The organism is Streptomyces triticisoli, from assembly GCF_003270085.1.
Classification (GTDB): domain Bacteria; phylum Actinomycetota; class Actinomycetes; order Streptomycetales; family Streptomycetaceae; genus Streptomyces; species Streptomyces triticisoli.
In genome coordinates this window covers 1-21,354 of record NZ_QFDQ01000182.1, presented here as the reverse complement: position 1 = coordinate 21,354, position 21,354 = coordinate 1, and the positions used below count along the sequence as shown (strand labels likewise).

At 73.0% G+C, this 21,354-nt stretch carries 21 protein-coding genes; 10 read left to right on the top strand and 11 right to left on the bottom strand.

Translation table 11 applies throughout. The annotated features are described in order from the left end of the window. The 4 genes from DEP02_RS24345 to DEP02_RS34135 all read right to left on the bottom strand — a co-directional run. The coding region (locus DEP02_RS24345) for a glycosyltransferase family 2 protein (RefSeq protein WP_112469825.1) at window positions 1–889 on the bottom strand (889 nt) is incomplete at its 3' end. Continuing rightward, a complete protein-coding gene (locus tag DEP02_RS24340; RefSeq protein ID WP_112469824.1) occupies window positions 886–1,731 on the bottom strand; it encodes a glycosyltransferase family 2 protein in 846 nt (281 codons plus the stop codon). The genes DEP02_RS24345 and DEP02_RS24340, both read right to left, overlap by 4 nt. A 401-nt stretch (window positions 1,732–2,132) precedes the next feature. Further along, window positions 2,133–3,227 (bottom strand): GNAT family N-acetyltransferase, encoded by a 1,095-nt coding sequence (locus tag DEP02_RS24335; protein ID WP_112469823.1) that lies wholly within the window; start codon window positions 3,225–3,227, stop codon window positions 2,133–2,135. 1 nt (window position 3,228) lies between these two features. After that, the gene (locus tag DEP02_RS34135) at window positions 3,229–3,570 is read right to left on the bottom strand and encodes a hypothetical protein (protein WP_232839262.1); all 342 of its coding nucleotides are present in this window, start codon (window positions 3,568–3,570) and stop codon (window positions 3,229–3,231) included. A 306-nt stretch (window positions 3,571–3,876) separates the two neighbouring features. On the opposite strand from DEP02_RS34135, the gene DEP02_RS24325 reads away from it, so the two are divergent. Next, a complete protein-coding gene (locus DEP02_RS24325; protein WP_112469822.1) occupies window positions 3,877–4,683 on the top strand; it encodes an SGNH/GDSL hydrolase family protein in 807 nt (268 codons plus the stop codon). Window positions 4,684–4,777: 94 nt separating this feature from the next. On the opposite strand, the gene DEP02_RS24320 is transcribed toward DEP02_RS24325, so the two are convergent. The 3 genes from DEP02_RS24320 to DEP02_RS24310 all read right to left on the bottom strand — a co-directional run bounded on the left by DEP02_RS24320 (window position 4,778) and on the right by DEP02_RS24310 (window position 9,506). Continuing rightward, window positions 4,778–6,325, bottom strand: a complete 1,548-nt coding sequence (locus tag DEP02_RS24320) for a HoxN/HupN/NixA family nickel/cobalt transporter (RefSeq protein WP_112469821.1) — start codon at window positions 6,323–6,325, stop codon at window positions 4,778–4,780. After that, window positions 6,322–7,806 carry a tetratricopeptide repeat protein gene (locus tag DEP02_RS24315; RefSeq protein WP_157977530.1) on the bottom strand — a complete coding sequence of 495 codons (1,485 nt, stop codon included), beginning with the start codon at window positions 7,804–7,806 and terminating at the stop codon, window positions 6,322–6,324. Before DEP02_RS24315 ends, DEP02_RS24320 begins: the two co-directional genes overlap by 4 nt. Window positions 7,807–7,934: 128 nt before the next feature. Continuing rightward, the gene (locus tag DEP02_RS24310) at window positions 7,935–9,506 is read right to left on the bottom strand and encodes a DUF4331 domain-containing protein (protein WP_112469820.1); all 1,572 of its coding nucleotides are present in this window, start codon (window positions 9,504–9,506) and stop codon (window positions 7,935–7,937) included. Between the two features lie 165 nt (window positions 9,507–9,671). Between DEP02_RS24310 and DEP02_RS24305 the strand changes: the two genes are divergently transcribed. The 3 genes from DEP02_RS24305 (at window position 9,672) to DEP02_RS24295 (ending at window position 11,450) form a co-directional block, all read left to right on the top strand. Then, the gene (locus DEP02_RS24305) at window positions 9,672–10,259 is read left to right on the top strand and encodes a sigma-70 family RNA polymerase sigma factor (protein ID WP_269809376.1); all 588 of its coding nucleotides are present in this window, start codon (window positions 9,672–9,674) and stop codon (window positions 10,257–10,259) included. Then, window positions 10,256–11,068, top strand: a complete 813-nt coding sequence (locus tag DEP02_RS24300) for an anti-sigma factor (RefSeq protein WP_112469818.1) — start codon at window positions 10,256–10,258, stop codon at window positions 11,066–11,068. The genes DEP02_RS24305 and DEP02_RS24300 overlap by 4 nt, the downstream gene beginning before the upstream one ends. A gap of 115 nt (window positions 11,069–11,183) precedes the next feature. After that, complete coding sequence (locus DEP02_RS24295; protein ID WP_112469817.1) at window positions 11,184–11,450, top strand: hypothetical protein; 267 nt, start codon at window positions 11,184–11,186, stop codon at window positions 11,448–11,450. A gap of 42 nt (window positions 11,451–11,492) precedes the next feature. On the opposite strand, the gene DEP02_RS24290 is transcribed toward DEP02_RS24295, so the two are convergent. From DEP02_RS24290 to hmgA, 4 genes are all read right to left on the bottom strand, one after another. Beyond that, on the bottom strand, window positions 11,493–12,689 hold the full coding sequence (locus tag DEP02_RS24290; protein ID WP_112469816.1) for a CaiB/BaiF CoA transferase family protein: 1,197 nt from the start codon (window positions 12,687–12,689) through the stop codon (window positions 11,493–11,495). A gap of 405 nt (window positions 12,690–13,094) precedes the next feature. Then, window positions 13,095–14,261, bottom strand: a complete 1,167-nt coding sequence (locus DEP02_RS24280) for a type ISP restriction/modification enzyme (protein ID WP_112469814.1) — start codon at window positions 14,259–14,261, stop codon at window positions 13,095–13,097. A gap of 35 nt (window positions 14,262–14,296) precedes the next feature. Continuing rightward, entirely contained in the window at window positions 14,297–15,046 is a 750-nt protein-coding gene (locus DEP02_RS24275; protein ID WP_112469813.1) for a GntR family transcriptional regulator, read from the bottom strand. Between the two features lie 27 nt (window positions 15,047–15,073). Next, window positions 15,074–16,402: a homogentisate 1,2-dioxygenase gene (hmgA, locus tag DEP02_RS24270; RefSeq protein WP_112469812.1), complete on the bottom strand. Its 1,329-nt coding sequence runs from the start codon at window positions 16,400–16,402 to the stop codon at window positions 15,074–15,076. A gap of 166 nt (window positions 16,403–16,568) precedes the next feature. Between hmgA and DEP02_RS24265 the strand changes: the two genes are divergently transcribed. The 6 genes from DEP02_RS24265 to DEP02_RS24240 form a co-directional block, all read left to right on the top strand. After that, window positions 16,569–17,210, top strand: coding sequence for a nuclear transport factor 2 family protein (locus tag DEP02_RS24265; protein WP_232839263.1), 642 nt, complete (start codon window positions 16,569–16,571; stop codon window positions 17,208–17,210). 7 nt (window positions 17,211–17,217) lie between these two features. Then, window positions 17,218–17,826, top strand: a complete 609-nt coding sequence (locus DEP02_RS24260) for a TetR/AcrR family transcriptional regulator (protein ID WP_112469811.1) — start codon at window positions 17,218–17,220, stop codon at window positions 17,824–17,826. Between the two features lie 150 nt (window positions 17,827–17,976). Beyond that, window positions 17,977–18,675, top strand: a complete 699-nt coding sequence (locus DEP02_RS24255) for a hypothetical protein (protein ID WP_112469810.1) — start codon at window positions 17,977–17,979, stop codon at window positions 18,673–18,675. Further along, a complete protein-coding gene (locus DEP02_RS24250) occupies window positions 18,665–19,507 on the top strand; it encodes a class F sortase (protein WP_112469809.1) in 843 nt (280 codons plus the stop codon). Before DEP02_RS24255 ends, DEP02_RS24250 begins: the two co-directional genes overlap by 11 nt. A gap of 214 nt (window positions 19,508–19,721) precedes the next feature. Beyond that, complete coding sequence (locus DEP02_RS24245; RefSeq protein ID WP_112469808.1) at window positions 19,722–21,062, top strand: ABC transporter ATP-binding protein; 1,341 nt, start codon at window positions 19,722–19,724, stop codon at window positions 21,060–21,062. A 107-nt stretch (window positions 21,063–21,169) separates the two neighbouring features. Further along, a partial coding sequence (locus DEP02_RS24240) for an aldehyde dehydrogenase family protein (protein WP_117434533.1) occupies window positions 21,170–21,354 on the top strand: 185 nt, incomplete at its 3' end.

The following is a 21,354-nucleotide window of genomic DNA, read 5'->3' as shown; positions in this document are numbered from 1 at the left end:
CCCCGGCGACGATCGCACCGGCCCGGCCCGCGCCGCCCGGCCGGGCCAGCAGCGCGTCGCGCACCCCGCGGGCCACCCCGGCGGGCAGCACCCGGGTGGTGTAACGGCGCTCGGACTCCAGGCCCTTGTCCGCGCCGACGCTGCGGGCCACCAGCGCCTTGGACAGGCCCTCGGCGTAGGCGCGGGCGCGGAAGTAGCGGAAGTGCTCGCGCGGCGCCGGCACCCGGTGGTGGATGACCGCGCGGTCGTCGATCAGGAGGACCGCCTCCGGCCGGGCCCGGCTGAGCCGGATGCACAGCTCCGTCTCCTCGCAGCCCAGCGGGCGCTTGTCGCCGTCGCGTCCGATGCCGGTGGCGAAGCCGCCCGCCGCGTCGAACGCCGTACGCCGGAAGGAGGCGTTGCCGCCGAGCACGTTGCGCACCCGGACCCGGCCCGGTGGCAGCCCCTTGTACGTGCAGCCCACCACCCAGTCGAACTCCTCCGGGAACCAGGCCGGCCGGCGGCCCGACGCCCAGACGGGCACCGTACGGCCGCCGACCGCCATCACCCGCGGGTCGGCGTACCCCTCGGCGAAGTGCCGCAGCCAGTCCCGCTCGGCCACCGCGTCGTCGTCGAGGAAGGCGATGATCCCGCCGCGGGAGGCGGCGATACCGGTGTTGCGGCCGGCGGACAGGCCGCGGGGGCCCGCGTTGGCGAGCACCCGCACGTCGTCGGCCTCCTCGTACTCCTTGGCCAGCCGGTCCAGGAGCGCCTGGTTGTGGTCCACGACCAGGAGCGTCTCCAGGGCCGGCCGGGACTGCGCCCGCACCGAGGAGACCGCCGCGAGGATGTCCTCCCAGCGGTCCTCGGTGTAGACGCAGATCACGACGGAGATGCCGGGATCGCTCAAGACACCTCTCCCCGTACGGAGCCGAGCAGGGGGGAGTGGCGCTCCTGGCGGCGCAGCTCACGCCGGTTGGAGCGCTCCTGGAGGATGACCTTCAGCACCCGCAGCCCGTCCCGCACGGCGCGCAGATTGCTGGCGCCGTGGATGCGCAGGTACTCGTGACTGGGGATCTCCTGCACCTTCAGCCCGGCCTTGACCACTCTGATGTTCATCAGCGTCTCGACCTCGAAGCCGGTGCAGTCCAGCTCGATCTTGTCCAGGCAGTGCCGCCAGAAGGCGTTGTAGCCGTAGCACAGGTCGGTGTAGCGGGCGCCGAACTTGCGGTTGACCACGGCGCACAGGGCCCGGTTGCCGAGCTTGCGGATGAAGGTCATGTCGTCGGTGCCGCCGCCGTTGGCGAACCGGGAGCCCTTGGCGAAGTCCGCGCCCGAGACCAGCGCGGAGACATAGGAGACGATCTCGCCGCCGTCGGCCGAGCCGTCCGCGTCGACCATCACGATGATGTCGCCGGTGCACGCCTCGAAGCCGCTGATCAGGGCATCCCCCTTGCCCCTGCCGCGCTGTGCGACGACCTGCACCCCGGGCCACAGCTCGCGGGCCACTTCGACGGTTTCGTCGGTGGAATTGCCGTCCACGAGAACCACTTCGTGAATCCACTCGGGAAGTGTCTTGAAGACGTAGGGCAGGTTCTCCGCCTCGTTCATGGCGGGAATCACCACGCTCACCGGCGGAGTGATCGCCAAGTGGGAGGAGATCGGCCGGAATTCGGCGGTTGTCGCCGGTTCCTGTGAAGAAGACGGTGTCGGTTTCTGTGCCGAAGAAGGCGGGCGCAGAATGGAGCTCATGAGTCGTGTCCCTCTCGTCCGGCGGACCGCCCGCCCCTCGGGCGGCCCGGCTGTCTGTCCGGTTCGAAAGGGGGGTTGGTCACCCGGGGCGCGCCGGAACGGCTCTTTCGCGCACGCCGGGTGAGCTGGCAAAGCTGGCCGGCGTGCCGGATCGACGGCAGCCGGTTGCGCGGCACGGCCCGGTCACACCTGCGGTCACCGGGCACGGCACCCCCCTACCGCGCCCCGCGCCGGAACGTCCCGGCCCTGACCCCCCTGGAGCCGCTTGCTGACGCACCGGTGCGGATGAGATGTACGACAGTATTGACGATTGAACCAGTATGGCAAGACCTGGAATCAAGCCTCACGTTTTTGCTGGTTTTTCCGTTGTGCGACTCTGTGCGCGCTGTTCATCGTGGTGTTCATCGCCTCGACCGGACTTTTCCCATCCGCTTGAGGATTCTGTCCGCGGGTTCGAACAGTTCCGGCCGCGACTGCACCATGTTCCGCAGCGCCCGGACCGGGACGCGGCGCGCCCGGTGCCCGACCGCCACGGGGTGACGCCTTGTCACCCACCCTTCCGACACGTTGAGTTCACGTGTCTTCAGGGAGTCCTTGTAGTCCTTCTGTCCCCGGCCGAGGTCGAGGTGGGCGATGCCGTCGGTGGCGGCCGCCTCGGCCATGCGCAGATGCAGGATCAGCCCCGGGGAGAACTTCGCGTACGCCGGGTCGTACGCCGGGAACCAGCAGGCCAGCACCCGTTCGGTGCGCAGCCCGAAGTGGGCGGCGACCGGACGGCCGTCCGCGTACAGCACCGACAGGATCCCCGCGAACGGGTCGGAGCGGGTGTGGAACAGCCGGGTGACCAGGGCAGTGATCCACGCGTGCGCGAAGCGGTCGCTGCGGCCGGTGCGCCGGTACTGGGCGGACTTCCAGCCCATCAGCGTGCGCAGCGCGACCGGGTCGCGTTCGTCGTGGACGTAGTGCACGGGGCCCGCGTCGCGTCCCAGCCTGCGCTCCTTGGCGAGCGTGGTGCGGGTGAACTTCGGCGAGCGGGCGCGTAGTTCGCGCAAGTAGGTGTCGTAGCCCCGGTCCACGTCCATGACCGGGGACGGGAAGATGCCGGAGGCGCCGGCCTCGAACGGCTCCTGGCCCGCCACCAGGTGGTCGTACTCCCAGACGGCGAGCCCGCAGGCCCGCAGCAGCTCACGGGCGTCCCAGGTGAAGCCGGGCCGGTGGACCAGGCCCTGGCAGTCGGAGACGCCGAGTCCGACGGCCCGGCCGACGCCGGTGGCGGTTCTCTGGAACGGGAAGAACGCGGCGGGCTCGCCGTCCTCACGGACCACCGCGATCCGCACCCCGCGTCTGCACCTGCCCACCGCGAGGGCGAACTCGGGTGAGAGAAAAGGGTTCGCCAGCTCCTCCGAGCCGTGCAGATGGGCCTTGGACTGCATCGCCGTCCACGCCGTCCGGTCGGCGGCGCTCAACTCGCCGGGGCGGTACACGCTGATGTCCACGTCAGGAGCCCTGTCCACTCGCCGTACGGCCGCGCCGGCGCCGTACCAGAACCAGCAGGAGAACGAGGGAGCTGACCGCGCCCGCCACCGAGACGAGCACCCGGCCGAAGGGATCCAGCCCGCGCAGTGCGGCCGCGATGGCGGCGGCGGGCGCCGCGAGCAGGAGGAACAGCGTCAGCGGACCGCGCAGGGCGGAGTCCGATCCGGTGAACGCGAGCAGCGCGCCGGTTCCCCCAACGGCCGTCGCGGCGCCCGCGAGCAGCGGCGACAGGTCCCTCCCCGGCCCTGGCCGCGCCCGCTCGGCGCCCTGTGGTGAAGCTGTCCTGATACGTATGGTCTGCATTGGCGGCTTTGCCCCCCGAAGCGCCGGATGCCAGGCTTCAATGTCGCGCAGCCGCAAGGGAGTCGTCAAGACACGGAAGCCACCCACACGGGTTCTTATGGGTGCTTAAACCTCCCCCCGGCCCTCTTCACCCTCCCCGCACCCTTCCTTCGGCTTCTCTTCGCCCAGTTGGCCGGTGAGGCGCGGCAATGGCCGTCCTTCGCAACGGATTTCGTTGAGCGCTAAAAATTCTTGGCATGGACACTTCCTGTCAACGCGCGTAGCTGCTACCAAAGTTATGGCAGAGATCCTGCTAAGGGAGGCTCCATGAGACGTTCCAGATTTGCCGCCTGTATCGGTTCCTTCCTCCTGGCCGTCGGACTTGCCCTGACCGGGGCGGCGACGGCGCACGCATCCCAGCAGGCCGCCGCCGGCGGCTATGTGGCCCTCGGCGACTCCTACTCCTCCGGGGTCGGAGCCGGCAGCTACGACAGCTCCAGCGGCAGCTGCAACCGCAGCACGAAGGCGTACCCGTACCTGTGGAACGCCGCGCACGCACCCTCGTCGTTCGCCTTCACCGCCTGCTCGGGCGCCCGGACGGACGACGTACTGGCGAACCAGCTCGGCCCGCTCAACTCCGCCACCGCACTCGTCTCGATCACCGTCGGCGGCAACGACGCCGGATTCTCCGACGTCATGACGACCTGTGTGCTCCAGTCCGACAGCACCTGCCTCTCCCGCATCAACACCGCGAAGGCGTACGTCGACTCGACCCTGCCCGGCAAACTCGACAACCTCTACTCGGTGATCCGCTCCAAGGCGCCCAACGCACGCGTGGTCGTGCTCGGCTACCCCCGCTTCTACAAGCTCGGCCAGGTCTGCCTGGGCCTGTCCGAGACCAAGCGCTCCGCCATCAACGGCGCGTCCGACCACCTCAACGCCGCCCTGGCGAAGGCCGCCGCCAACCGCGGCTTCACCTTCGGCGACGTCCGCTCCACCTTCGGCGGCCACGAGATCTGCTCCGGCAGCTCCTGGCTGCACAGCGTCGACTGGCTCAACATCGGCAACTCCTACCACCCGACGGCGGCCGGCCAGTCCGGCGGCTACCTGCCGGTCTTCACCGGCGCGGCCTGACCTCTCCCGCAGAGGCGGAAGCCGCACCCGGAGCGGAGACCCCGCCCGTCGGGGTCTCCGTCACCCATGTGCGTGTTCTCCTTCCGCAGGCGACTCAGCCCAGCGCGGATGCCGCCCCCTTGAGCATCAGCCCGGCACCCAGGACCACGACGGCGAACGCCGAACCGAGCGGCACTGTCCTGCGCACCAGAGCGGCCATCGGGCCCGCGGTCCAGCGGGGGCGCCGGTCCAGCAGACGGTTCATGCCGCTGCCCAGCCTGACGACGGCGAAGCCGGCCGCGGTGAGGGTCAGGGCGAGCCCGACGCCGTACGCCACGACGAGCAGCAGCCCGAACCAGGCCTGGCCCAGCGCCGCCGCGCCCACCAGGACGACCACGGCGGAGGGACTGGGCACCAGCCCGCCGGCGAAGCCCAGGAGAAGGGTGCCGCGGAGGGTGGGGGCGGTGGGGTGGGTGTGGGTGTGGCCGCCGTGGGTGTGTTCCACGGAGTGGCCGTGACTGTGCCCGTGTCCGTGCGTGTGGCCGTGACTGTGTCCGTGTCCGTGCGTGTGGCCGTGACTGTGTCCGTGTCCGTGCGTGTGGCCGTGACTGTGTCCGTGTCCGTGCGTGTGACCGCGGTTGCGCCAGGCGCGGCGTACGAGGCCGGCGCCCGCCAGGGTGACGAGGACGCCGCTCGCGATGCCCAGCCAGGCGATCACCGAGGGCGCCGCCGCCGAGCCCGCGGCGACCAGCAGGCCGAGGGCGATCACACCGAGGGTGTGGGTGACGGTCACCGAGGCGGCCAACGGCAGGACGTCCCTCAGGCGGGCCCGGCCGCCGCGCGCCGCCGCCATCGCCGCCATGATGGTCTTGCCGTGGCCCGGGGCGAGGGCGTGCAGGGCGCCGAGGCCGACCGCGATGACCAGGGCGAGGGCGGCGAAGCCGACGGTGAGGTGGTGTCGGGCGACCAGGTTGTCCAGGGCCCGGGTCCAGCGGTCGGCGCCGCGGGGCAGTACGGAGGCGGCGGGCGCGTCACGCTCGTCGTCGACGAGGGTGGGGCCGCCGGGCCGCACGCGCAGGGACGCGGCGGAGGTGTCGGCCGGGGAGGACAGCAACTCCTCGGGATAGCTGGTCAGTTCGCGGGAGACGGAGGTCTTCGGCACGTTCGACGCGGTGAGCGTCATACGGTCGCCGCGCGCGGTGATCTCCCGCCAGCCGGGCCCGCCCGAGGCGCCCGCGCTGTGGAAGGCGACGGCGGTGGCGTCCTCGGGCAGCGGCGCGGTCAGCTCGCACTCCACCCGGAGGGTGTCCAGGCCGGCCTGACCGGGACGCACGCGCGCGTGGCTGCCGACGGCGGTGAGCGCGACGTCGCGTCCGTCGACGGTGAGCCCGCTGTCCCGCGCGGCCTTCGCACACCGCTGCCGGGCCCACGCGGTCATGCCGGTCCGCTCGATGTCCGGTCCGGCCTGGGTCGCCGGGATCTCGGCGAGGTCCTCGACGTGGGCGACACGGAGCGTGCCGGGGGAGGCGACGAGGCCGTCGTAGTGGTTGACGGTGAAGTTGCCGAGGGGATGGGCGCCCGCGGTCGCGGCCGGCAGGAGGACGAGCGCGCAGGCGGCGGTGAGGACGGCCGCGGCGGCGCGGAACGGACGAAGGTGCTTCACCGTGCTGCCTCCAGGGCCTTCAGTGCGGTACGTGCCTCGCGGGCGCCCAACGGGGAGAAGCCGGGGTTCAGCCTCAGGGCGGCGGACAGGTGGGTGCGGGCCTCGTCGGTGTGGCCGGTGGCGCGCTCGATGATGCCGCGGTGGTAGAGGAACGCGGCGTTGCGGTAGCCGGTGGCCGTGGCCCGCCGTGCGTAGGGGAGGGCTTCGGCGTCCTTGCCGTTGACGTGCAGAGCCCAGGCGAGGGCGTCCGCGGTGTGCACGGTGTGGCGGCGGGCCCACTCGGCGCGGGCGGCACGCAGGGCGGCCCCCTTGTCGCCGTGGTCGGCGGCGGCGAGCGCGGTGTCGAGGTCGGCGTTGACGCCGCTCACGCGGGCGAGGGCGAGCCACGCGTCGACGAGGGCGTACTGGTTCCGCGCCCTCGCCTCGTCACCGGCGGCGCCGCGCGCCTCGTACAGCTCGCCCAGCGCGACGAGCGGGCCGGGCAGCGGGTGGCGGGAGACCACGGCCTCCATGTCCTTGACGGCGCCGGCGCGGTCACCGCTCGCAGCCCGGGCGCGGGCGCGGCCCTCCAGGGCGGGCAGGCAGGTGTCGTCGGCGGCCAGAGCGCGGGCGTAGTGGTGGAGCGCGGACTGGTGGTCGCCCTGGTTCCAGGCGAGTTGGCCCAGCTGGGTGGCGACGTAGGCGATGTCGTCGCGGGAGGTGGCGGCGGAGAGCGCCTGCCCGAGGACGCGGCGGGCGGTGGTGACGTCGCCGCGCAGCTCGTGGACGTAGGCGTAGCGCGTGAAGACGGGGACGCCGGGGCGCCGGGAGTCGGCGGTGTCGGCGGCCTTGGAAGCCTCCTCGTACCGGCCGAGTTCGACGAGAGCGTCGATACGGGAGGACAGGGCGCGTTCGCTGTAGGGGTTCTGCTCCAGGGCCCGGTCCGCGTAGGTCAGCGCGTCGGCGAAGTCGTGCCGGGCAGCGGCGAGCGCGGCACGCCCGGCGAGGGCCTGGTCGTTCCCGGGCGCCAGCTTCAGCGACCGCGCCAGAGCCTCCTCGGCCTGCGGGTACCGCGACGGATCCCCCTTGGTCCGCGCCTCCTCGACGTGGGCGAGCCCGAGGGAGGCCCACCCGGCGTGGTCCCTGGGCTGCGCCCGAAGATGCCCCTGCAAGGACTCGACACCCCCCGCGCCGAGCAACTCCGGTGCCACGGCCCCGGCCTTGACACCACCCCCGTCCCGCGCCGCCCCCACGGCCACGGCCCCACCGGTGAGCGCCACGGCCAGCAGCACGGCGGCTCCCGCGAGGTGCAGCCGCCGCCGGCGCCGCCCGGCGGCAGCCACTCGCCGCACGGCAGCGACGCGCTCGTCGCCGGAGGGGACGATGCCATCGGGCCGGCTGTCGGTCCGATGCTCCCCGGGAGGGTCGTGTTCCATGGACGCCGTCGGTCCGGTGTCGTGTTGTTCGCAGTCCGGTGGGGTGGGATTGATGCGCCGGGCCATGCCCTCTCCTCGGTCGCCGGGGTGGTTCGGGCCGTACCGCCGGTACGGCCGAGGTCGCGTGGGGTGGCGCGGCCCGCGCCGTGGGGGGATGGGAGTACGCGGGCCGCGCCAGTCGGTGGGGACGGGGGTCAGTACGGGCGCCGCATGCGGCGGCGCCACCAGCCCAGGGCCGTGCCGATCAGCAGGACTCCGGCCGCGCCCGCGGCCGCCGAGCCGGCGATCAGCATCGTGTCGCCGGAGCCGGAGGACCCCGCCGGCCGCAGCGCGTCGCCCAGCCGGCTGCGCACGTCCACGCCGTCCTGCGTGCCCTTGGCGAGCCGCCCGCGCGAACCGGCCGTCGGCTTCGCCACGTACGGGAAGGACTTCTCGAACTTCTTGTCGTTCGCGTCGACCGCGTCACCCAGGTCGTTCTTCGCGCCGACCAGTTCGCCCTCCACCACCTGCAGCGCCGCGTCGATCACGTCGTCGCCGAGCCGGCGACCGTTCGGGAAGCCCGCGTTGTCGCCGTCGAGGACGCCCAGCCGCTTGGGGTGCGCGCTCGGCTTGATCGAGGTGTTCAGGCGCAGCTGCTCCGACGGGCGCACATGCGGCTGCTGGTTGAGGCCCTTCACGCCCTTGAGGAACACGTCGACGAGGTCGTCGCGCGGCTCGGCGGGGGCGGGAATCTTGTAGATCTGCTCGATGAGCTTGGGCAGTTCGGGGTGGGTGACGTTCTTCAGGAACTGCGCGTCGTCCTGCGGCGAGGACGCGTTGAACCTGTCCTTGTCCTTCTGCGGGTTGACGACCTCGTTGACGAGCGGGTTGCCCAGGCGGGAGACCTGGGTGAAACCGCCGTGCGCGTTCTTGCGCTGAGTGGTCGACCAGATGCCCACCACGGGCTGCGCCTCCGACTCCCGGATCAGGTCGTTCGGCACCTGCAGCGCGATCGTGTTGACGTTGTAGCCCTTGAGCGTGTCGTTGCCGACCTCGGAGAGGTTCCCGCCGTACAGCAGGTCGAAGACGCGCAGGTCCGCGAAGAACGGGTCGTCGGCCTGCCCGGCGAAGGTCGCCGCACCGCCCGCCGTTTTGTGGACGGCCTCGGCCCGCAGCTTGCCGTAGTCCGGCATCGACGCCTTGCCGACGTTCGACGGCGCCACCGGCACCCCGTCCGCGATCCGGGTCCTGGCCACTGGCTTCCCGTGGCGCAGCTTGATCAGATCGAGGCCGTAGGTCTGGGTCACGTTCAGCGTCGGGTCCTTCAGGCTGTGCACCGGACCCGTGTTGTAGAGGAACGTGTCCTTGTTCTTGATGTGCGTCCTGAAGGTGTACCGGAAGACCAGGTCGCCCTGCGCGTCACCGTTGTTGTCGATGTGCAGGTCGTACTGCGCGTCGTCCGCGAACGTGTAGAAGTTCGGGCCGCCGGCCGGCTCCTGGAACGGGATCCAGTTCGCCACGATCGTCGTCGTGTCGTGCTTGTCCGGGCTGACGAACGCGTACAGGTCCGTGTTGTCGTACTGCGGGGCCCCCGAGACGAGCGGGGCCTCCCGGTGGCTGGAGGCGGCGGCCTCCCCCGGTTCCAGCGTGGCCACGCCGGCGGCCACGAGCCCCCCGGCGGCCAGCGCGCCGCAGATGAGGGAGGCCAGGCCCCGGTGGCCCTCCCGCGGAGCGGAGCGCCCGGGCGTGCCCCCATCGCCCTTGGAGAGACTGGAGAAAGATGTCATGCCGATCCGTCCTCAGTGCCAACTTGGTCTGTTGCCCGGGGATTCGGAGACCGGGCCGGGCCGGATTGGTCGGCCGGGAAAATTCTTTTCTCCCTGCTCGACCCGCGTTTTCGGCCCGCTGATCCGTACCTCACCGGAAGGGTGCGCGCCCGCTGCGCGCGCCGCGTGCGACAGGACGGGCCCACGGCGGCTGCGGAGAGGGGGCGGCGAGTGGAGGCGGACGAGCTTCTGCTGCTCGTGGCGGGGGGCGACCAGAAGGCATTCGAGGAGCTGTACGGGCTGGTGTCCGGGCCCGTCTACGGGCTGGTGCGGCGCGTGGTGCGCGACCCCGCCCAGTCCGAGGAGGTGACCCAGGAGGTGCTGCTCGAACTGTGGCGCTCCGCCGCGAGGTTCGACCCCGCGCGGGGCAGCGCCCTGTCCTGGGTGCTCACCCTCGCCCATCGCCGCGCCGTCGACCGGGTGCGCAGCGCCCGCGCCGCCGGCGAACGCGAGCAGCGCGAGGCGCTGCGCGCCGCCTCGCCCGCCTTCGACCACGTCACCGAGGAGGTCGAGGCCGGCCTGGAACGCGAGTGGGTACGGCGCTGTCTGAACCGCCTGACCGCGCTGCAGCGCCAGTCCGTCACCCTCGCCTACTACGACGGCTACACGTACCGTGAAGTGGCCGAGCGGCTGTCCCTGCCGCTGGGCACGGTCAAGACGCGGATGCGCGACGGGCTCACCCGGCTGCGCGAGTGCCTGGGGGGAGCCGCGTGAGCCTGCTCGACCGCCTGCTGCGCCGCGAGGACCTGCACTCGCTGGCCGCGCCCTACGCCCTCCACGCCCTGGAGCCCGCCGAACGGGTCCGCTTCGAGAAGCACGTGAGGAAGTGCGGCCTGTGCGACGCCGAGGTGCGCGCCCTGTCCGAGGACGCGGTCCGGCTGGCCTGGTCCGCGGCCGTTCCGCCGCCCGCCGCGCTGCGCGACCGGGTCCTGACCGCCGTACGCAGCACCCCCCAGGACCCCGCACCGGCGCGCGAGCACACGCCTCAGCTGCCGCCGCACGTCTGGGGCGCCCAGCCGCCGCCCGCGCGCATCCGTGCGCCCCGGCCGCGCCCCCTGTTCGTCCCGTTCGCCACCGCGACCGCCGCCGCGGCCCTCGTCGTCGCCGCGCTGTTCGCGGTCCAGGCGAACCGGACCCAGGAGGAACTGGACGCCCAGAGGGACCGGGCACGTGAGATCGCCCACGTTCTCGCCGCGCCCGACGCACGGGCCACCACCGGCCGGGACGCGCGGGGCCGTGGTATCGGAGTGATCGCTTCCGCCTCCGAGGGGCGGGCCGTGGTCACCCTGAGCGGATACGCGGCTCCGCCCCGTGGCCGGGTGCACCAGCTCTGGCTCATGCGCCCCGGCGCACCACCACGCTCCCTCGGACTCCTCGCAGATGACACGCCCCTGACCGCCTCGGGTCTCGCCAGGTCGGCCACGTCACTGGCCGTGACGGTCGAACCCGACGGGGGATCAGAACTGCCCACCAGCCGGCCGATTGTCCAACTCGCCTTGAAAACGGTCGGATTCGGAGAGTAATCGCCAACCCCCTTACGGGGTAGGTGAATCCTGTGGCCGCGATACACGAGTGCCCCAAGGGGGCGATAGGGTTACTCTGCCCGGGCCGGGTGGACTCGTACGGGTGGGGAGTGACATGGAACAGATAACAGTGCGCAGCAGGGCCAGGGTCCCTGCGATCACCTGCGGGAGCAGTGCGACCAGTTCACGCCTCGACCGCCATCTCTCGGTGCTGGCCGGCCCCGCCGTGCCGCAGCACGAGACGGCGGAGGCGACGTCGCTGATGCGCGAGCTGACCGCGCGTGGCGCCCACGACCGCACGGGCAGGGGCGCACGGGTCCGCCGGGTGTCGCTGTTCGCGCCACTGCGCCGGCTGCGCCGCTCGCTGTTCGGCGGCCACTGAGCGCGCCCGGCGTTCCTCCGACCCGTTCACCAGGACCCGCGTTCAGGCCACCACGCCGTCCCGGCGCAGCGCTGCGATCTCGCCGTCCGTCATCCCCACGGCACGCAGCAGCGCCTCGGTGTGCTGACCGAGCGCGGGTACGTCCCCCATGCGAGGCCCCGCCCCGCCCGGCAGGGTGATCGGCGGCAGCAGCGCCCTGAGCGGCCCGACCGGCGTCCCCACCTCCCGCCACCGCTCCCGGGCCGCCAGCTGCGGATGCTCCGCCACCTCGTGCAGGTCCCGCAGACGCGCGCAGGCGATGCCCGCGCCCTCCAGCCGGGCCAGCGCCTCGTCGGCGCCGAGCGCGCCCAGCGCCTTGGCGACCAGCGCGTCGGTCCGCTCCCGGTTCGCGACCCGTGCCGCGTTCGTCGCGAACGCCGGGTCCGTCCCCCACTCCGGCTGCTCCAGCACCTGTTCGGCCAGCCGCCGCCACTCCCGGTCGTTCTGCACCGACAGCAGCACGCGCCCGCCGTCCGCGGTCGGATAGGCGTCGTAGGGGGCGATGACGGCGTGCGCGAGACCGGTGCGCGCCGGGGCGGTGCCGCCGTGCATCGCGTGGTGCAGCGGATGCCCCATCCACTCCGCGAGCGACTCCAGCATCGACACCTCCACCGGCCCGCCACGCCCGGTCGTGCCGCGCCGCACCAGCGCGGCCAGCACACCCGAGAAGGCGTACATGGCCGCCGCGATGTCCGCCGCCGGGATCCCCGCCTTCACCGGCTGCTCCGGCGTCCCCGTCACCGACACCAGCCCCGCCTCGCACTGCACGAGCATGTCGTACGCCCGCTTGTACGCGTACGGACCGCCGGACCCGTACCCCGAGATGTCCACCGCGATCAGCCGCGGATGCGCGGCGCACAGCGTGGCCGCGTCCAGCCCGAGCCGGGCCGCCGCGCCCTGCGCGAGGTTCTGCACGAACACGTCCGCCCCGGCGACCAGCCGCCGTACGACGTCCAGCCCCCGCGGGTCCTTCAGGTCCAGCGCGATCGACTCCTTCCCCCGGTTGCACCACACGAAGTGCGAGGCGAGCCCCCCGGCCGCGCTGTCGTACCCCCGCGCGAAGTCGCCCCCGTCGATCCGCTCGACCTTCACGACCCTGGCCCCGAGATCGGCCAGCTGCCGCGTGGCGAAGGGCGCCGAGACGGCCTGCTCGACGGCGACGACGGTGATGCCCTCCAGGGGAAGGGGAAACTGGTCCATGGGCCGGATCATGACCCGGGAGCGGCGGTTTTGTCAGCAGCGGGGCGGGGTCGGCCGTGACAGTACCTTGAGGAAGGCGTCCGATCCGGACCTTGAGGAAGGCGTCCGACCCGGCGGGGCGTCGTTGTCCGGCGGTCGCCGAGCCCGACTGCGCGGGGTGCCGGGCCGGAGGGCGAGGGACGCGCAGAGCGCGATCCGGGCCGCGCACCGGGCAAGGGAGCCGACGATGGGGTGGGCGGCCGGCTCGTGACCGGTGCCCACCCGCGGATGGCGGCGGCCTTCGTGGAAGACCCGGGGAGCGTCGGCCGGGCGCGATGTACGACCCGGCGCCGGGGGAGGACCCGGCGCCTTCGACCCGAGCCGCGCGCAGCCCTCCTGGACCATGGATCGGACCATGGATCGCTCCTAGAGCAGCGCGAACTGGCCTTCCGGGCCCTCCTCCTGATGGTCCAGCACGGATGCCGGGCGGCGGACCGCCCGCGGTACCGGCAGGACGCCCGCCTCTCGCAGCCCGGCGGCGGTGATCGGGGCGGTGATCCGCAACTCGGCCTGGCGGGAGCGTAGTTCCGCCAGGAGCGTGAGGACCGTGATCAGCTCCAGGAGCTCGGACGTCCACGCCTGCGGCCAGGCCGCCGGGTGGATCGCCGCCAGCGTGCCCGGTTCGCCCCGCGCGGTCCGCGCCGCGAACCACTGCTCCAGGACGCGCACCGAGCCCGCCTCGAAGTCCCAGGCCTCCGGCGGGACGGGGGAGATGCGGCCCTCGTCGAGGTGCAGGGTCTCCTCGTCCCGGTCGTAGCGCAGGGTCAGCGGGCGTGGGGGCAGCGGGGCGCGGACGTAGGGGCGGCGACCGCCGGGGAGCTTGGGGCGTTCGCCGTCGCGGCGCATCAGCCGCAGCATCCGGCGGCCCAACTCGACTCCGGCCGCCCAGAGTCCGGCGTCCCCCGTGAGCGGGACGGCCGGGCCGGGGCGCGCGGTCGCGAGCGTCCAGGCGAGGACGTCCACCGGGGTGGGGGAGTGCCCGAGACGGGTGGCCAGGTGGTCGAGCAGGCCGGGCGCCAGGTTCGGCTCCCGCGCCCCCGGGCGGCGGTACAGGGGGCGGACACGGCCCGGACGGAGCAGCGGCAGCAGGGAGGTCGCCAGCAGGAGCGGTTCCGTGGCGCCGGGTCCGGCGGCCGTCTCGGCCACGAAGATCTGCCGGGCGTCCGCCACCCGCCACAGCTCGGGGCGGGCCGCGTCGATCAGGCGGTGGTCGGGGATCAGCCACTGCTCGTCGAAGGGGGCCGCCAGCACGCGCACCGGCTCCGGGCAGGGCCCCGAGGCGCGGATCAGCCTCTCGGTGCCGCCGGTCCGGCCCGGCAGCTGACCGACCGCCGTGTACGGCGTCCGCGAGCGCGTCGGCTCGAACAGGGCCTCACGGACGGACCCTCCGGACTTCAGCAGGGTGTCCCAGCGGGCCTTCAGACAGCCCGCGTCGGGCGCCGTCGGCCACCCCCGCCCGAGCCGTGGCGGTGCGACGGACCACGGCATGAGGTCGGCCAGCGGCACAGCGTCGTCGTGCGTCACGCCCGGCATCGTACGACCTGTACGACCTGTTCCGGGCGGCCGGTTCAGGTGGCGTCCAGGGAGACCGTGAAGGAGAAGCGGTCCCCGCGGTAGTGGATGACCGCCACGTCCAGCGGCCGCCCCGCCGCGTCGTAGGTGATCCCCGTGTAGTGCAGGATCGGGCTGAGCAGCGGGACGTCGAGCAGCCGTGCCGTCTCCGGGTCGGCCAGCCGTGCCTCCACCGTGTCCGTGATCCGGCTGATGTCCGCGCCGGCCACGTCCCGCAGCACCTTGGTCATCGGCCACCGCAGCAGGTCGTCCACGGCTATGCGCCGGGCCAGCTCCGGACGGACGTAGTTGCGGGCGTGGTTGGTCGGCTCACCGGTCTTCTCGTCGCTGCGCAGCCGGTGGTACGTCGCCACCTCGCCCGCGTCCGGGAAGAACTCGGCGAGTTCGGCGGGTACGGGCGCCGTGCCGTGGTCCAGCAGCTCGGTGGTCATGCCGGACTGCTGGGCCACGATCGCGTCCACCGAGCCGAGCAGCCGGACCGGGGCGCCCCGTCGAGCGTCCGGCTCGATGAACGTGCCGCGCCGCCGGTGCCGGGTGATCAGCCCCTCGTCCTCCAGCTCCTTCAGCGCCTGCCGCATGGTCAGCACACTCACGCCGTAGTGCCCGGCGAGCTGTTCCTCGGTGGGCAGGCGCAGCGGGTCCCGGGGCGAGCGGCCGAGGATCGAGGCGCGCAGCGACTGGGACACCTGGTACCACAGCGGCAGCTTGCGGTTCAGGACGATCGAATCCGGGGCGAAGGAGGTCACGGGCCATCCGTACCGGTGGGGAATCGGTCAGGGCAAGGGGCGGAAGTGCCGCTCCAGGCCCTGCCACACGTCGTCGTAGCGCTGTTGCAGGTGCTCGGCGCGCGCCGCGTGCGGCGTGAGCGTCACCGGCCAGCGGGTCTCGAACATGAACGCCAGCCCGTCGTCGACCTTCTGTGGCTTCAGCTCCGCCGAGCTCGCCCGGTCGAAGGTCTCCCGGTCCGGGCCGTGCGCCGACATCATGTTGTGCAGCGAGCCGCCGCCGGGCACGAAACCGCCCTCTCCGGCCGTCTTCGCGTCGTAGGCGCCCTCGATCAGGCCCATGTACTCGCTCATCACGTTCCGGTGGAAGTACGGCGGCCGGAAGGTGTCCTCGCCCACCAGCCAGCGCGGCGCGAACACGACGAAGTCGATGCCGGCCAGGCCCGGGGTGTCGGAGGGCGAGGTCAGCACCGTGAAGATCGACGGGTCCGGGTGGTCGTACGAGATCGTGCCGATGACGTTGAAACGGCGCAGGTCGTAGACGTACGGCACATGGTTGCCGTGCCAGGCGACGACGTCGAGCGGGGAGTGGTCGTAGGTGGCGGTCCACAGGTTGCCGCAGAACTTGTTCACCACCTCCACCGGGCCCTCCACGTCCTCGTACGCGGCGACGGGTGCCATGAAGTCCCGTGCGTTGGCGAGGCCGTTGGCGCCGATGGGGCCGAGGTCGGGGAGGCGGAAGGGGGCGCCGTAGTTCTCGCAGACGTAGCCCCGGGCGGTGGCGTCCAGCAGCTCGACGCGGAAGCGCACCCCGCGCGGGATGAGCGCCACATGCCCCGGCTCGGCGTGCAGCAGCCCGAACTCCGTGCGCAGCAGCAGCCCGCCGCGCTCCGGCACGATCAGCAGCTCGCCGTCCGCGTCGCTGAAGACGCGCTCCATCGAGGAGTCGGCGTGGTACAGGTGCACGGCCATGCCGGTGCGCTGGGTGGCGTCGCCGTTGCCGCCGAGGGTCCACAGGCCGGCCAGGAAGTCCGTGCCGGGGGAGGGGTCGGGCAGCGGGTTCCAGCGCAGCCGGTTCGGGTCGGGCGCGGTCTCGGTGAACGGCGCCGTGCGGAGTGCGCCGTTGTCGGTGCGGGTGAACGCCGGGTGGGCGGCCGAGGGGCGGATGCGGTACAGCCACGAGCGGCGGTTGTGGGCGCGGGGCTCGGTGAACGCCGTACCGCTGAGCTGCTCGGCGTACAGTCCGAGGGGGGCACGCTGCGGGGAGTTGCGGCCCTCGGGCAGCGCCCCCGGAACCGCCTCCGAGCTGTGCTCGTTGCCGAAACCGGAGAGGTGGGCCAGCCCCTCGGCGGCCTTGCGTGCGTCGTCCCCGCTCATGATCGCTCCCTTGCAACCTGATTCCTATGGGACACCGTAGGATTGCGGTTTCCCGGGCGCAAGCCCCCTACTCCCGGGGGAGGGGCGGATACCCACGGGGGAGGGGCGGAACCAGACTTCAGGGGGATCCGGCGGGTCGTGCCGCTGCTCTACGCTCCCCGTCATGCTGTCGTGGACGCGGGGACCACTCGCTGTGCTCGCGGTCTGTGCCGTGCTGTCGGCCGGGCCGGCGGGCTGCGGACCGGAGGGTGGGCACGGGGGTGCGGCGCGGGAGCCGGCCGAGTCCGTGGGCAGGCTCCTCGACCGCACCGACGAGGAGGGGCGGCGCTACCGCGAGGTGGACGAGAGGAGCGCCCCCGGGGTCGGCGTCGAGGTCCGGCCGGAGGCCGGCGGCAACTGGGACGTACGGCTGACCGTCCACCGCTTCCGCTTCTCGCCGCCCGGCACCGAGCCCCGGGCGGCACCCGGCCGCGGCGTCGCCCACCTGCTGGTGGACGGCCGGCCGGTGACCCGCCTGCGCACCCCCGCGTACCGCCTGTCCGCCGACCTGGTCCCCCACGGCACCCACCACGTCACCGCCCGCCTCCACGCCGACGACGACACGGTCTGGGCGACCGCCGGCGAACCGGTCCAGAGCACGGCCGACATCACGGCCTCCCCCTCGGAGCCACCCGAGCCGGCCTCGACGCCTGCCGCACCCGAGGGCCGGAACCCCGGTATGGCAGGTGGTGAGCGTGGAGTGGGGTGCTGCCCCGCCGTCCGCTCAACTGGAAGGCGAGCTTCACCCGATCGCCGGGGGCAGGCATGATGAAGCCGTGCCTCACGCGACTCCGCTCCGCCGTGCACCCGTGCAGCGGCGCAGTGCCGAACGGCTGACCAGGATTCTCGACGCCTGCGCCGACCTCCTCGACGAGGTCGGCTACGACGCGCTGACCACGCGTGCCGTCGCTCTGCGGGCCGGTGTGCCCATCGGTTCCGTCTACCGGTTCTTCGGCAACAAGCGCGCGATGGCCGACGCGCTCGCCCAGCGCAACCTCGAGCGCTTCACGGAGCGCGTCACGGAGCGTCTGAAGGAGGCCGGGGGCGGCGGCTGGCGTGTCGCCATGGACGCCGTGCTCGAGGAGTACCTGGAGATGAAGCGGACCGCCCCCGGCTTCTCCCTGGTCGACTTCGGCAACCAGATACCCGTCGGCGCCGGCTGCGCCGAGCCCAACCGCCGCGTCGCCGACCGCCTCACCGACCTGCTCTCCGGCTACCTGGACCGCGCACCCGACGACGACCTGCGCCGCACCTTCCTGGTAGCCGTCGAGACCGCCGACACCCTCGTCCATCTCGCCTTCCGCGTCGAACCGCGGGGTGACGAGCGGATCATCGAGGAGACGCGGGTGATGCTGCGGGCGTATCTGGGGCGGGTGCTGGACTGAGGGACACCGGACCCGGTCCCGCTGTTGGGCCGGTCGGGCGATGTCCGGCGGCGCGTCGGGCGAGGGTCACGGCATCGGGCGGGCGGATGTGAAAGAGAGTCAGTTAGAAAAGCGATTTGTATGAAAATCGGCTGACTCGGAGGAATGCGCATGCCCACCCTGACACTCCCACGCACCTTCGGCTCCCGCACCGGCGCCACCGCCGCCCTGACGGCCCTGACCGCGGTGGGTGCCACATGGCTGGCGGCGCCCGTCGCCGTGGCTCAGGGGGGAGGCGGTGACATCAGGATCCACCGGGTGGGCGTGCCTTTCGGAGTCCCGAAGGACGACCCCGTGGTGTGCCGGTTCTACCTCGAGGCCGTCAACTTCGACAGCCTCGGCGCCATCCCCTACACCATCCAGGCACAGCCCCCGCTGCCCAACAGCCTCACCTCCGGCGGCACCATCGCCCTCGGCGCCGGGGTCGGCCGCACCGAACCGCTGGTGCTGGCCGACGGACAGTACAAGCTCCTCTGGTCCGTGACCACCGCCTCCGACGTCATCCGCAAGGAGAAGCTCTTCCGCATCAACTGCCGTGACGACCACGACCGGCGCGAGGGAGCCCCGGGTCCGGGCGGTCACCAGATCGAGGACCCGGGCCGCGGCGACGGGGATCACCGTGGCGGGGCCGCCGCGGGCCGCGACAGCGGCGGGGGCCCGAAGGGCGCCGTCCAGGCGGGCGCCGGAGGCCTGGCTTCGAGGGTCGCCGCCTTCTCACCGCTGGCCGGCGCCGCGGCCGTGGGCCTGGCCGTGGTCGGCGGGGCGGCGTACTTCCGGCTGGTCCGGCGACGCCCCCACAGTGTCGCGTAGGCGCGGACGCAGGCCCTGGTACCGGAGCCGCGCCTACCGCCTCACCAGGACGGCCGTGCTCGCGGTCGTCCTGGTGACGGCAGGGACCCGGTGCGGAGGAGCGCACGAGCGCGCCGAGCCGGACCGGGCCGCCGGACCGGCCGCCCTGGCGCCGGCTTCCCCGGCCCCGCCCGACGCGGACGGCAACGGGACGGACGACGACTCACGGGGAGGCGGCGGTCCGGGGGGCGGCGGTCCGGGAGGCGGCGGACCGGACGGTGGCTCTTCGGCAGGCAGCGGCCCGCACAGCGGCCGATCCGCCTCCCCACGCCCCACCGCGCCGCCCTCACTCCCGCCCTCGTCCCCGTCCCCGCCCTCGTCCCCGCCCGCGCCGCTGCCCAGGTCCCGCGCGACCACCCTGCGCATCCCCTCCCTCGGCATCACCGCACCCGTCATCGGGGTCGGCCTCGACGCCGACCGGCAACTGGGGACGCCACCGGCCGACAAACCCGGGCTCGTCGGCTGGTACGAGGACGGACCCGCACCCGGGGAGTCCGGCACGGCCGTCGCGGTCGGGCACCGCGACACCAGGGCGGGCGCCGCCGTCTTCGCCGCACTCGGCCAGGTCGAGCCGGGCCGGCACATCGAGGTGCGGCGCGCGGACGGACGTACCGCCGTCTACACCGTGGACAAGGTACGGGTCTTCGACAGGGACCGCTTCCCCGACAAGGAGGTGTACGGCACCGCCCGCCGCCCCGAACTCCGGGTGATCACCTGCGGCGGCCTCTACACCCACAGGACCGGCTACTCCAGCAATGTCGTCGTCTTCGCCCACCTGACGTCGACGAAGTGACCCCCGGCGTGACCGGCACGAGGCGGGCGCCCGCCCCTGAACGCGATCGTCCGCCTTCCCGCCCGGCGGACCACCGGCGCCCGATCCTGCCCGGTCCCTTCCCCCGGGCGCACACAATCCGTTAACTTCCGTGACTCATACGCCCCGTACGACCCGCACGGGGCGTTCGACCCGCGGAGCCTCAGTGCTCTGGTGAGTCCCGGGGGCATGTTTCATGACACGCGCCATCTCTCTGCACGACGTGAGCAAGACCTACCTCAAGGGCGTCCGCGTGGTGGACCGCCTCTCGCTGGACATCTCGCCCGGCGAGTTCCTGGTGCTGCTCGGGCCCTCCGGCTGCGGCAAGTCCACCGTGCTCAGGATGATCGCCGGGCTGGAGGAGATCACCGAGGGGCAGTTGCTGCTCGACGGCGAGTACGGCAACGACCTGCCGCCCTCCGGCCGGGACATGGCGATGGTCTTCCAGAACTTCGCGCTCTACCCGAACATGACCGGTCGCGACAACATCGGCTTTCCGCTGCGCATCGAGTCGCCCGGCGCGGACCCCGGCCGCCGCGTCGACGCCACCGCCCGGATGCTGGGCATCGAGGACCTGCTCGACCGCTTCCCCAGCCAGCTCTCCGGCGGCGAACGCCAGCGCGTCGCCATGGGCCGTGCGATCGCCCGCCACCCCTCCGCCTTCCTGATGGACGAGCCGCTGTCCAACCTCGACGCCAAGCTCCGCAACCACCTGCGCGCCGAAATATCCAAGCTCACCCGGGAGTTGGGCGTCACCACGGTCTACGTCACCCATGACCAGGCCGAGGCCATGTCCCTGGGCGACCGGGTCGCCGTCCTGCGCGGCGGGGTCCTGCAGCAGGTCGACACCCCGCGCGCGGTGTACGCGCTGCCCCGCAACGTCTTCGTCGCCGCCTTCATCGGCACCCCGCGCATCAACCTGCTGCGCGGCCTGGTGCGCGCCCCGCTCGACGGCGCCATGACCATCAGCCTGGGCAAGCAGTTCCTGCGCCTGCCCGAACCCCTTTCCCTGGACCACCAGTTGCTGCGGGTGCAGCAGGGTCGCGAGGTGATCGTGGGCCTGCGCTCGGAGGCCGTACGCATAGCCGAGCCCGCCGCGGCCCGGCCCGGCGAGGTGGTGCTCACCGGGCTGGTGGAGCACATGGAGTTCCAGGGGCACGAGGTCCTGGTCCACTTCAACACCGGCTCGCGCCCCGCCGTCGTGCCGGACCTGGAGGCCCCGCGTCCCGCCCGCCGGCCGGTCCGGCGGCGCCGGCGCGAGGGCACGGTCCTGACCCGGCTGAAGGAGCGGGCGGACGCCCTGCGCGCGGGGCCGGTGGTGATGCTGGAACACCCCGCCGACACCGGACCGGGAGCCGTCGCCGCGCCGGAGTCGCGCCTGCCCGGCGACCTGGTCGTGCGCACCACTCCGGACATCCGGCTCCAGCACGGCATGCAGGTGCCGCTCCTCGTCGACCTCGCCCGCCTGTTCGTCTTCGACCAGCACGGCGAGCGCATCTGCCCGGCCCCGGACCGCCTGCCGGACCTGGAGGAGTGAAACACCCCGGCCGCGGGGCGTCTGGCGACCGAAAACTATCGGCGCTAGTTTATGGGGCTGTCGGTAGGTTGTGACGCGTACGACGCACCCCGCCCCGGAGGAGCACGATGAAGGCACACGACGACATGTACATCGACGGCGCCTGGCGCCCCGCCGCGGGCCGGGACGCCATCGAGGTGGTGAACCCGGCCGACGAGCAGGTCGTCGCCACCGTGCCGGCGGGCACCGCCGAGGACGTGGACGCGGCCGTGCGCGCCGCCCGCGCCGCCCTCCCCGGCTGGGCCGCGACGCC